The organism is Marinobacter sp. V032 (assembly GCF_052645435.1).
Genome location: NZ_JBQXYE010000001.1, coordinates 1,726,524 through 1,738,344 on the forward strand (window position 1 = coordinate 1,726,524; position 11,821 = coordinate 1,738,344).

Sequence of the window (11,821 nt, forward strand, 5' to 3'; positions counted from 1 at the left end):
GCGGGCTATCCACTGCATCGATGTCGGTCGTTGTTGCCGTCGTAATGGTGGTGTTCCTGTTGATGGGCTACCCGATGATGGTGCCTCTGCTAGTGGGCTCCATGCTGCTTTTGTTTACCCAGTTTCCTTTCCTCGAAGGGTCCGTCATGATCCAGCAGATGATCGGCGGCATTTCCCAGAGCGTTCTGGTTGCGGTGCCCATGTTCATCCTGGCTGCGGATATCATGATCAAGGGGCACACAGCGGATCGTCTGCTTGATCTGGTTTCCAAGTTTGTTGGTCATTTGCGTGGCGGTTTGCCGATGACGACGGCGGTATCCTGCACGCTGTTCGGTGCGGTGTCAGGTTCAACCCAGGCAACGGTTGTGGCAATGGGTCAGCCCTTGAGGCCGAAGCTGCTCGAGGCCGGCTATTCTGACAAGTTCACGATGGCGCTGATCATCAACGCCAGTGATATTGCCCTGCTGATTCCTCCCTCGATCGGCATGATTATTTACGGCGTGGTGTCCGGAACATCGGTGGGGGATCTGTTTATTGCCGGTATTGGTCCCGGGCTGCTGATTCTTCTGTTGTTCTCCGTTTACTGTTATTACCTTTCGATCAAGCTGAAAATTCCGGTCTTGCCCAAGGCAACGCGTGCGGAACGATTAACTGCGCTTAAAAAGGCCATACTGCCGATGGGTTTCCCGGTCATTATTATCGGCGGTATCTACTCCGGTACTTTCAGCCCGACCGAAGCCGCGGCAATGTCGGTTGCCTATGCCCTGATCCTTGAAATGGTGATTTTCCGCCAGGTACGCATGAGCGATTTGCCTCAGGTGGCCTTGTCTACCGGCCTGATCACGGCGGTGGTCTTTATACTGGTTGCGGCAGGCACGGCGTTTTCATGGGTTATTTCGTTCGCCAAGATCCCGGATCTGTTGTTGGGTGATGTCGTCGCGAACGCGGCAGACAGTCCCTACATGATTCTGGCGCTGATCTCGGTGTCGTACTTTGTGGGTTGCATGTTTGTCGACCCGATTGTGGTCATCCTGATTCTGACGCCTATCTTTGCACCCGCAGTGGCTGCGGCGGGCATTGACCCGGTGTTGGTCGGTACGCTCGTCACACTGCAGGCTGCGATTGGTTCGGCAACGCCGCCATTCGGCTGCGATATATTTACGGCGGTGGCCATATTCAGGCGACCCTATCTGGAAGTGATACGAGGGACGCCGCCGTTTATCTGTCTGCTGCTACTGTCGACAGTACTGCTGATCGTCTTCCCGCAGATTGCGTTGTTCCTGCCGGGTCTGATGCAGTAGTCACAAGCACCTTGATAGAAGTGACGAAGACACAAAAAACCCCGCTCAAGGCGGGGTTTTTTGTGTCAGGTCTGGCCTGAGTGCGACGCGATTACATCAGCGCGTCAACCCGGTTCCGAACCTGCGGTTCGCTGTTATACGCTGTTGCGATGGCATTATAGGTAGGGATATCCATGCCTTCTTCCTGAATCGCGGCGACCATCTTGTCATTCGCCTTCATCTGGAGTTCTTGAGCAGCGGCCTGGGATTCTGCTTCCTCAATCTTGGGAATGAACTCGTCCCGGATTGAACCGATGTTTTCCTGAACTTCAACGAACTTTTTCAGTTCCTGATCGGAGTAGTTCTTCTTCTGGGTGCCTGTCGCTGCAGGGGTTTGATTACCCTGGTTCTGTGTTTCCTGGGCGATTGCCGGGCCACCCACAAGCAGAGCGGCGGAAAGGGCTACTGAAGTCATAAGCGTTTTCATGGAAAATCTCCTTCATGGAGTTGGTTTAAGCAACTATCCGGATGGCACAGTATCCTTCAGCGACGGCCCATCCGAATCGGCTTGGAAGTCACTTTGCCATGCTGCCAAAAACCTACAAATTAAGAATTACACATATCCAGGAAAGAATTGGCGCCAGCTCTCTGTTTATGCGGGTTGCAGCGCCCCAGGTGAATTTCAACTTGGCTTCCCTGTCTGCGATATGCAAACTTCACCGCGTCATGCATTGAACAGAATCTGTCGGGTGTTTAGGCAGATGACCCACGATTGATCCGGGAGCGTTATGAAAAATCAGAAGCAGGCCTTGCTGTTCGGTGGCGCCACAGTGTTGTTGTGGTCGACTGTCGCGACTGCTTTCAAGCTTTCCCTGCGGGAAATGAGCCCGGCCCAGTTAATGGTAATCGCCTGTACAACGTCGGTTCTGGTGCTCGCTGTTGTGCTGACGCTGCAGGGGCGACTCAAATATGTGTTCTCGCTGACCCGTCGTCAATATGCCGGTTCAGTACTGATGGGGTTACTCAACCCCTGTCTCTACTATTTTGTGTTGTTCGGTGCTTTTGATCGCTTACCTGCCCAGGAAGCCCAGCCATTGAACTACACTTGGGCGCTGGCATTGGCCTATCTATCGGTACCCTTTTTGGGGCAGCGCCTGGCACTGTCGGATATTGTGGCGGGGTTGATTTGCTATAGCGGTGTGGTCGTGATCGCGACCCGGGGCGATGTTCTCGGGCTGCAGTTTTCCGATCCCGTGGGCGTGGCCATGGCGCTGGCCAGTACGTTGGTTTGGGCATCCTACTGGATCATCAATACCAGGGACACTCGGGATCCGATGGTTGGTTTGTTCCTGAACTTTCTGTTCGGTCTTCCGTTTATTGTGATCTTCTGTCTGATGACGGATGGTTTACCCACAGCTTCAGGCACTGCTTTTGCTGCATCGGTTTATGTTGGTGTCTTTGAGATGGGGATAGCGTTCGTGTTGTGGATGTACGCTATGAAAAAAGCAGAGAACACGTCCCAGGTCAGCAACCTGATCTTTATTTCGCCCTTTCTGTCACTGATATTCATCCACTTCATTCTGGGTGAGCAGATTCTGTCGTCCACCTATATCGGCCTGGTACTGATCGTGGCCGGGTTGTGGGTGCAGCAGGGCGGCCGACGCCGCTCCCTGAAGGCTGCGCAGCCATGACACGCTGGTATCTGTATCTGGTGCGCACGCGCACGGGTGCGCTTTACACCGGTATTTCAACCGATGTTGACCGGCGCTTTGCGGAGCATCAGGCCGGCCGGCCGAAAGGGGCCCGCAGCTTGTGGGGCAAAGGGCCGTTGGAGCTAGTGTTTCACGAGGCGGTGGGAGATCGTTCGCGCGCCTCGCGGCTTGAATATGCTGTGAAACGCTGGCCCCGCAACCGCAAAGATGCACTGGTCACAGGGCAACTCAAACTGTCGGATATAGCGCTCTAGTGCTCAGGGTTTGCTGAGCAGTCCGAGCAACTGGCGGGTAAATCCTGTAGGTAGCCATTTGTTGCTGAACATCAGTGACTTGAATTGCAGGCTTACAGGATTGTGGACGTCGTTGCCCTGACAGGCAGACCAGACGGCGGTGGCGATATCCTCCGCGTTCAGGTTGACGCCGAGCCGCTGAATAATCGGCGCTTCAAATGTCTGGCTCGACACCATGTGGGTCTTAACAAATGGCGGCATCATATCCTGCACCAGGATGTCGTGAGCCTTCCATTCCAGGTTCAGCGCTTCGGTCAGGCCACGCACTGCAAACTTGGAAGCCGAGTAGCTGGCAAAATGAGGCGTGCCATAAAGGGCCGAAGCCGAGCTCATGTTGATTACCCGCGCTGACGGGGTGTTTCTGAGCAATGAAAACGCCTGCTGGCACATGTTGATCGTGCCCATCACATTGATATCAATAACCCGCTTATGCTCGTCAGCCGGAATAGACTCGAAATTCCCCACCCGGAGAATGCCCGCGCAGTTGAACAGCACATTCAATCTGCCGCTGGAGAAGTCTCCAAAGGCGTTGACGGCTTCACTCACCGCCGCGCTGTCGGTCACGTCCAGCGTGCTATACCAGTGCCTGCTTCCCAGTTCGTCGGCCATTGTTGCAATAGCGCCGGCGTCAATGTCGGTCAGGCCCAGTGTCCAGCCCTGGTTCGCAAACAGTCGCGCGGTGGCAGCGCCTATGCCGGCGCCTGCGCCGGTGATCAACATGAACTTCATGATGGGGAATGCTCCTCGATATGCCTGGCAAGGGCGTTAATAGCATGGGTGGCTTCGGCTAGCACACCCGCATGGATCTGAAACACATGCCAGAGTTTGGCATGTTCCGTCAGTGTTACCTTTACGCCGTCGACTTTCGCTTTTTCGGCAAGGCGCTTGGCATCATTAAGCAGAATTTCCTGACTGCCGACCTGGATTAGCAGTGGCGGCAAACCGGAGAGGTCACCATAAACCGGCGAAATCATGGGCTCGCTCAGCGGCATGCCGTTGCTATACAACGTGGCGGCGTTTTTGATCCAGCGCACCTGTAGCACGGGTTCGGCATCTGGCACGTGTAATTGCTGGTGGGTCAGATCGACCCAGGGGGACATCACCACCAGCGATGACGGTAAGGGCAGTTGCTCAGCCTTGAGGCGCAGAGCGAGTGCAATCGCGAGTCCGCCACCTGCAGAGTCGCCGACAACAGAAATATCCTCAGGGCTGTAATCCAGTGCCAGCAAATGCTGGTACATCAATAGTGCATCATCTACAGCAGCAGGGTAAGGGTGCTCCGGTGCCAGTCGATAATCAGGCACAAATAGCGCACAACCGGTCGCTTTTGCGATGTGCCCCGTTATTCCGCGATGGGTTTCAGAAGAACCAATGATATAGGCGCCGCCATGAAGGTACAGGATCGCACGGCGTCCATTCGGATTGCAGGTTACCTGCTGATAGGGAATGCCCTTGATACTGCCTGAAGAGAATGCCGTTCTTCGTGGCGGTATTGAGGCGCGGTAGGCCTGACGAATGAGTGTGCGCTGCAAGGACACGGGTATAGCGGGTGTCAGAACTGGCTTGACCAACGCCTGCATCGTGGTGCGTAGTGCCGCCTGTAAGATAGTCTGCTGCATTTCGGGCTCCCGTAACTGCGGCTTCCGTGAGAAACGAATACCTATAGTGGCCTAACACTGCCCTGAAATTAAGCGCTATTTGGTCTGGCTGATGTGTTCTTTTTGAGGTGATTCATGACGGCGATCATAGCTGGAAACGGGCTGAATTGTGCTAATCTAGGCACCTTCGCAAGGCTCTGATCGAGGGATATGACAGAGTTGTAACTGCACACGGGAACGCGGTTCCCTAAAATCAGATTCATATGGCTGATAACTGTGTATTGGAAATCCGATAGTCCTGAAATGCCGGAGTGGGAGCGCGCGTCTGTTATCAAGTCGCTGACTGAGTTCTCACTCGAAGGCATAGACGGCACCCGTGCTGATGAGCTCAATGAAGAAGCGGCATCCTATTGTCGCTTCTATGGACTGGATCTGTGGGTGGAGCATCCTGAGGTTAAATATGCGCTTGGCATTTTGCAAAGCGACGAGCACCGGGTGGCGATTCATTACTTCAAGTTGCCGAAATCACGCGGCACTGTCTTTATCCTCCATGGTTATTTTGATCATGTTGGCCTCTACAGCCAGTTGATTGATCGTTGCCTCGCGGCAGGCTTCAGCGTATTGGCCTACGATCAGCCGGGACATGGGTTGTCCAGCGGCACACCTGCAGCGATCGGCAGCTTTGGTGAATATCAGGCGGTTTTGCGGGATGTAATCAACGTCGCACGGGGTAAAGTGCCAGAGCCCTGGTTTGGCGTGGGTCAAAGCACCGGTGGCGGCATCCTGATTGACTACCTGTTGTCGGAAGTACCGCATGACAGGGCGGTGTTTCGGCACGTTGTGCTCCTGGCGCCGCTGGTTCGGCCGGTAGGATGGATTGGTGCCAAGTTATTACACAGTGTGGCGAGGCCGTTTGTGACGCGCTGGCGCCGAATGTTTTCGGAAAATAGCGGCAGTGGCCGCTTCCTCCGCTTTTTGCGAGAGAAAGACCCGCTTCAGGCCCGGTCTGTACATGTGGACTGGGTGTCGGCGCTGAGGGAGTGGGTACCGCAGATTGAGCAGGCGCAACCGGTTAACTTCCCGGTGACGGTCATTCAGGGTGAAAAGGACATGACGGTCGATTGGCAGCACAACCTGCGGATTATCAAAAACAAGTTTTCAGAAGTAACCGAACGCCGTTTGCCTGACGGTCGGCATCACCTCGTCAACGAGGCGCCCGATCTTCAGGCAAGCGTGTTCAATGTGACGATCGATGCATTCAGAAAGCATTGTGATGCCTACTCGAAAGCAAGCTAGTTTGCGCCAGCATCACACTGATCGATAGCCAAGTAAGGAGAAGTTGAATGAAAAAAACAATGACGGCGATTATGGTCGCGGGTGTCACCCTGAGTGGCTGCATGACCTACGACCCTTACAGCGGGGAAGAAAAAGTATCCAATGCGACCAAAGGTAGTGTGATTGGCGCTCTCTCCGGTGCCGCCATTGGTGCTGCAACCTCCAGTAAAAGCGACCGGGGTAAAGGTGCGCTGATTGGCGCTGCTGCCGGTGGCGCGGCAGGTGGCGGTATTGGCTACTACATGGACCGTCAGGAATCCAAGTTACGCCAGCAGCTGGAAGGCACCGGCGTTCGCGTTGTGCGCAACGGCAATCAGATCGATCTGATCATGCCAGGCAACATCACGTTTGACGTGAACAAGTCGACGATCAAGTCGTCGTTTACCGGTGTTCTGGATTCTGTGGCATTGGTGCTTGAAGAGTTTGATGAAACCATCATCAACATTGAAGGGCACACAGATAGCAGCGGTTCTGCGTCCTACAACCAGTTGTTAAGCGAGCAGCGTGCCGGTTCGGTTCGTGACTTCCTGCTGAATCAGGGTATTCAGTCGTCACGCACCCGCGCCACCGGTTATGGCGAGCGTAACCCTATCGCATCAAACGAGACGGCGTCCGGGCGTGAACAAAACCGTCGGGTTGAGCTGAATCTGGTGCCGACACAGTAAGTCGATTGATTCCAGATTAAAAAAAGGGCGGCCCTGTTAACTGCAGGTGCCGCCCTTTTTTTGTTCGTTCGGAACAAATCGTGCCGTAACTGTCTGATCAGGCAGCAAGTGCGCAAGTATATTGCGCACTTGCCAGAAGAATCAGAACAATACGCGGCAGCGAATCGTGCCCTTGACCGACTTGAGCTTCTCAAGTGCCAGCTCGCCGTAGGCCTTATCAACATCCATAACCACGTAGCCAATGTCTTCCTGGGTACGCAGGTACTGACCACAGATGTTGATGCCGTTGTCGGAGAACACGCTGTTGATTTCGGACATGACGCCCGGAATGTTCTCGTGAACGTGCAGCAGACGGTGCTGGTTCGGATGCGATGGCAGTGCCACTTCAGGGAAGTTGACAGACGATACGGTGGTTCCGTTATCGCTGTACATCGCCAGTTTCTCGGCCACTTCACGCCCGATATTTTCCTGCGCTTCGATGGTAGAACCACCGATATGCGGTGTCAGGATGACATTGTCGAATTCACGCAGAGGTGAAACGAATTCCTCATCGTTGGACTTGGGCTCAACTGGGAAGACGTCAATTGCCGCGCCTAGCAACTTGCCGCTTTTCAGTGTTTCCGCCAGCGCTTCGATATCAACTACGGTGCCGCGCGAAGCGTTCATCAGGATGCTGCCGGGTTTCATCTGCGCCAGCTGCTCTGCACCGAACATGTATTTGGTGGCGGGCGTTTCAGGCACGTGCAAGCTGACAACATCACTGATGTTCAGTAGTTCTTTCAGTGAACCCACCTGAGTCGCGTTACCGATGGACAGCTTGGATACTACATCGTAGAAGTAAACCTGCATGCCCAGTGATTCGGCCAGCACGCTGAACTGGGTGCCGATGTTGCCGTAACCGATAATGCCCAGCTTCTTGCCGCGGATTTCGTAGCTGTCTTTGGCTGACTTGATCCAGCCGCCACGATGCGCGCTGGCGTTCTTTTCAGGAATGCCACGCAGCAGCAATATAGCCTGAGCCAGAACCAGTTCAGCTACGCTGCGGGTGTTCGAGAAAGGCGCGTTAAATACGGCAACGCCGCGACGGGTGGCGGCTTTCAGGTTGACCTGGTTGGTGCCGATGCAGAAGCAACCGACCGCAACCAGCTTGCTGGCCGCTTCGAACACTTCTTCGGTCAGCTGGGTCCGTGAACGGATACCGACGAAATGCGCGTCAGCGATTCTTTCTTTTAGTTCTGCGTCACCCAGCGAGTGAGTCAGATAATCGATGTTGGTATAGCCCGCTTCGTGCAGTGTATCCAGAGCGGACTGATGCACACCTTCCAATAGCAGGATCTTGATCTTGCTTTTGTCGAGAGACGTATTTGCCATGGGTTTCCAGACCTTTCGTCGCGTAAAGTGAAGAGGGTGTTGCAAAACTACTGCGCTCGGTCATGCGGCGCTGGATATCCGCTCAAAATGCTCATTTACCATGCGTAAACTGCGCTTTTTCGCGGTTTCTTATGAATATCCGTCTTGCCTGACCTTCGCTCGCTGCGTTTTGCAACACCCTCTAAAGTGTTCGCACCCGACACCAGGCGGGCGGGCTCGCAGAATAGGGCGGGTATGATACCATAATCCCCCTGTTTAACATTGTGTTCGGTGATCTGAATCATTCAACAATGCATTCAGTAAAAACGCCGCCCTCTACCTATTTGTGAGACCGTGATTTCCATGACTGCCGACCAGATTGTTGCCGCACTCAAGACCCTTGTGGATCAAGGCAAGGTCCTGACCGACCCTGACGACCTCAATAACTACGGCAAGGACTGGACCAAGATCTACGCGCCCAGCCCGGTGGCAATTGTTTTTCCCAAGACCACAGCACAGGTGCAGGCACTGGTTCAATTTGCCAATGAAAATCAGGTGGCGCTGGTGCCGTCAGGCGGGCGTACCGGCTTGAGCGCGGGCGCTGTGGCCGCAAATGGCGAAGTGGTGGTGGCATTTGATTACATGAACCAAATCGTTGATTTCAGCGCCAGCGACCGCACTGTGCGCTGCCAGGCGGGTGTTATCACCGAACAGCTGCAAACCTTTGCTGAAGACAACGACCTATATTATCCGGTCGACTTCGCATCTGCGGGCTCCAGCCAACTCGGTGGCAACCTGTCCACCAATGCCGGCGGCATCAAGGTTATTCGCTACGGCATGAGCCGCGACTGGGTGGCCGGTTTAACTGTCGTCACCGGCAAGGGCGATATTCTGGAGCTGAACAAAGATCTGGAAAAGAACAACACCGGCTATGATCTGCGCCACCTGTTTATCGGCGCCGAGGGCACGTTGGGTTTTATCACTGAAGCCACAATGAAGCTGACCCGCAAGCCCGATAACCTGACCGTTCTGGTGCTGGGTCTTGGCGATCTGACAAACACCATGGACGTGCTGCAGACCTTCCAGAAGCAGATTGACCTGACGGCTTACGAATTCTTCTCTCACGAAGCAATGCAACACGTGCTCGCTCACGGTCAGGTACAGGCACCATTTGAAACCGAAGCGCCTTACTATGCGCTGCTGGAATTTGAAGCGGTATCCGATCAGGTGATGGATGACGCCATGACCTTGTTCGAGCAATGCGTAGAGAGCGGATGGGTATTGGATGGTGTTATCAGCCAGAGCGAGACCCAGGCCAACAACCTGTGGCAGCTTCGCGAGCGGATTTCCGAATCCATTGCACCGCGCACGCCCTACAAGAATGATATTTCGGTGGTAGTGTCCAAAGTGCCGGGCTTCCTGCAGGAAATCGACGCGGTGGTGAATGAACACTACCCGGATTTCGAGATTATCTGGTTCGGTCACATCGGCGACGGCAACCTGCACCTCAACATACTCAAGCCGGAAGGCATGGCCAACGAAGACTTCTTCGAGAAGTGTCAGCAGGTCAATAAATGGGTATTCGAGATTGTCGAACGTTATCAGGGCAGTGTGTCTGCAGAGCATGGCGTTGGCATGACCAAAAAGCCGTATTTGCACTACACTCGCAGTGAAACCGAGATCGCCTATCTCAGGGGCATCAAGCAGGTGTTTGATCCCAGCGGCATCATCAATCCCGGCAAGATTTTCGACTGACATCCGGGTATTGCCTGACGGCAGCCGGGTACCAGCCCGGCTGCTATTTGAATCTCGCTCCGTATCCCCCGCTCACCGTTTTTTCGCCTCAAGCAGTTCCCCCCGCGCGCCTTCAGAATGCTAAAGTCGACCAAAAGCACGATCATGCTCAGCACAGACTTAATCAGAGGTTCCTTAGATGCGCGATCATATTGTGGTACTGACCGGCGCGGGTATGAGTGCCGAAAGCGGCCTCAAAACCTTCCGTGACAACGGCGGACTCTGGGAAAATCACGACGTCTACGATGTTGCAACACCGGAGGCCTTCCAGCGCAACCCGGAACTCGTTCTGCGTTTCTACAACGAGCGTCGCAGCCAACTGGAAAGTGCTCAGCCCAACGCGGCCCACAAGGCCCTGGCTGATCTGGAAAAAGACTACCGCATCACCATCGTCACCCAGAACGTGGACGATCTGCACGAACGTGCGGGCTCGACGCATGTTGTGCACCTCCACGGCCAACTGAAACAAGCCCGCAGCTCCAAGCTGGAACACGCCATCTACGATATCGGCTACGGCAAAATCGAAATGGGCGATCTGTGTGAACATGGCAGCCAGCTCCGCCCCAATATCGTCTGGTTCGGCGAAGCCGTCCCCATGATTGAAACCGCCGCCGAAGCTGTCGCCACTGCCGACCACGTGCTGATTGTCGGCACCTCGCTGCAGGTTTATCCCGCCGCAGGGCTTGTCGACTTCGTAGAAAGCCATGTCCCCATTACTGTGATTGATCCCGGTGAAGCAAATGTGTCCCGTGCACGGGTGATTCGTAAGGGAGCGAGTGAAGGGGTGTTGGAGTGGGTTCGGTTGCTTTCAATGCCCTCAAGGGCTCAGTAGATTAAGGAATTTCAGGAATAGCGGACAAACAAAGAGATCTGGCTTGAGGAAATGCGACCTACCTTGGCAATCATCTGCAGCCAATTATGGATTGCGCTGAAAACGATAAACATAGAGGCATCCTGAATGGCGTGATCTCTGCTATTTTTGTCCAACCTGTTATCAGCTAACAAGCCGCAGATGCGGTTGTGCGGCTGAAAACAATGTTTGGATCTTTAAGCCTCCCCTGAAACAGCGCGGAGTGACGCTTGTGCAACCAAGGCCCATCTCATGTTAAAACCCGGAACAAAGCGCGTCGCCTGGAGCGCTTTGCTAGCGATTGGCATGCTGCTAATCAGTTTGTCTTCACAGGCTCAGACCAATGCTGAGCAGAAAGCCCTCAATGAAGGCTACAGCCTGCTTTATGGCGATGTGTCCGCGCTGAGTCATGCCGATTTGTTGCTCGATGTGAAGCTGGAAAGTGATGACACTCAGCAGGTAGTGGACGACATTGCCGACTACCTGGGCTATCTGGCGCAAGGACTACAACAACTGGCCCAGGACTATCCCGCAATTCGGCTGGACCTGGAGCCTTTGCCGGCGATCGAACGCAAAACAGTCACTGCTGCAACCAAGGCCCGGATCAAAAGTTTTGCGCCGCTGGTAGGGCGCACCGGCCCCGACTTTGAGCGTACCTTATTGCTGACACTTTCCGGTGGACTGAACTCGCTGCGCCATCTGACTCAGGTCATTGCCGAGGCGGAGGAACCCTATAGCGAGCAACGGGCAGCGTTTATGAATGACGCCCATGCTCATCTGGAATCGCTCTACGAGGAGACGTTCAGGGTGCTTAACCGGCGCTTTTTCAAAGTCGATGCCTATGCCGACGCGTCGCAAAGTGATAATCGCCGGCAAACATCTGGCGAAAAGGAGACGGCCCAATGAGCAGCGTATGGAGCGTGAATTTAACCTTGCTGTCCAGA

Annotated in this window: 12 protein-coding genes; 8 read left to right on the forward strand and 4 right to left on the reverse strand. The window is 54.5% G+C overall.

Annotation, left to right across the window (positions count from 1 at the left end; translation table 11 throughout):
- Positions 1-20 precede the first annotated feature (20 nt).
- Positions 21-1,301 carry a TRAP transporter large permease gene (locus ACUN9X_RS07950; protein ID WP_260036593.1) on the forward strand — a complete coding sequence of 427 codons (1,281 nt, stop codon included), beginning with the start codon at positions 21-23 and terminating at the stop codon, positions 1,299-1,301.
- A gap of 91 nt (positions 1,302-1,392) precedes the next feature.
- On the opposite strand, the gene ACUN9X_RS07955 is transcribed toward ACUN9X_RS07950, so the two are convergent.
- Complete coding sequence (locus tag ACUN9X_RS07955; RefSeq protein WP_445472716.1) at positions 1,393-1,767, reverse strand: DUF4168 domain-containing protein; 375 nt, start codon at positions 1,765-1,767, stop codon at positions 1,393-1,395.
- A 301-nt stretch (positions 1,768-2,068) separates the two neighbouring features.
- On the opposite strand from ACUN9X_RS07955, the gene ACUN9X_RS07960 reads away from it, so the two are divergent.
- Positions 2,069-2,971, forward strand: coding sequence for a DMT family transporter (locus ACUN9X_RS07960; RefSeq protein WP_445472717.1), 903 nt, complete (start codon positions 2,069-2,071; stop codon positions 2,969-2,971).
- Entirely contained in the window at positions 2,968-3,246 is a 279-nt protein-coding gene (locus tag ACUN9X_RS07965; RefSeq protein ID WP_260036062.1) for a GIY-YIG nuclease family protein, read from the forward strand. Before ACUN9X_RS07960 ends, ACUN9X_RS07965 begins: the two co-directional genes overlap by 4 nt.
- A gap of 3 nt (positions 3,247-3,249) precedes the next feature.
- Here the strand turns inward: ACUN9X_RS07965 and ACUN9X_RS07970 are convergent, their stop codons facing one another.
- On the reverse strand, positions 3,250-4,014 hold the full coding sequence (locus ACUN9X_RS07970) for an SDR family oxidoreductase (RefSeq protein WP_260036061.1): 765 nt from the start codon (positions 4,012-4,014) through the stop codon (positions 3,250-3,252).
- A complete protein-coding gene (locus ACUN9X_RS07975; RefSeq protein WP_260036060.1) occupies positions 4,011-4,904 on the reverse strand; it encodes an alpha/beta hydrolase in 894 nt (297 codons plus the stop codon). Before ACUN9X_RS07975 ends, ACUN9X_RS07970 begins: the two co-directional genes overlap by 4 nt.
- Positions 4,905-5,159: 255 nt before the next feature.
- Between ACUN9X_RS07975 and ACUN9X_RS07980 the strand changes: the two genes are divergently transcribed.
- Both ACUN9X_RS07980 and ACUN9X_RS07985 read left to right on the forward strand, forming a co-directional pair.
- Positions 5,160-6,179 (forward strand): alpha/beta hydrolase, encoded by a 1,020-nt coding sequence (locus tag ACUN9X_RS07980; protein WP_260036058.1) that lies wholly within the window; start codon positions 5,160-5,162, stop codon positions 6,177-6,179.
- A 47-nt stretch (positions 6,180-6,226) separates the two neighbouring features.
- Entirely contained in the window at positions 6,227-6,883 is a 657-nt protein-coding gene (locus ACUN9X_RS07985) for an OmpA family protein (protein ID WP_260036057.1), read from the forward strand.
- A gap of 141 nt (positions 6,884-7,024) precedes the next feature.
- Here ACUN9X_RS07985 and serA read toward each other — a convergent pair whose 3' ends face one another.
- Positions 7,025-8,254 carry a phosphoglycerate dehydrogenase gene (gene serA / locus ACUN9X_RS07990; protein WP_260036056.1) on the reverse strand — a complete coding sequence of 410 codons (1,230 nt, stop codon included), beginning with the start codon at positions 8,252-8,254 and terminating at the stop codon, positions 7,025-7,027.
- Positions 8,255-8,596: 342 nt separating this feature from the next.
- Between serA and ACUN9X_RS07995 the strand changes: the two genes are divergently transcribed.
- The 3 genes from ACUN9X_RS07995 (at position 8,597) to ACUN9X_RS08005 (ending at position 11,783) form a co-directional block, all read left to right on the forward strand.
- A complete protein-coding gene (locus tag ACUN9X_RS07995) occupies positions 8,597-9,988 on the forward strand; it encodes an FAD-binding oxidoreductase (RefSeq protein WP_445472718.1) in 1,392 nt (463 codons plus the stop codon).
- Between the two features lie 178 nt (positions 9,989-10,166).
- Positions 10,167-10,859 (forward strand): SIR2 family NAD-dependent protein deacylase, encoded by a 693-nt coding sequence (locus ACUN9X_RS08000; protein ID WP_445472719.1) that lies wholly within the window; start codon positions 10,167-10,169, stop codon positions 10,857-10,859.
- A gap of 270 nt (positions 10,860-11,129) precedes the next feature.
- Complete coding sequence (locus ACUN9X_RS08005; RefSeq protein WP_445472720.1) at positions 11,130-11,783, forward strand: hypothetical protein; 654 nt, start codon at positions 11,130-11,132, stop codon at positions 11,781-11,783.
- The last annotated feature ends 38 nt before the right edge of the window (positions 11,784-11,821 follow it).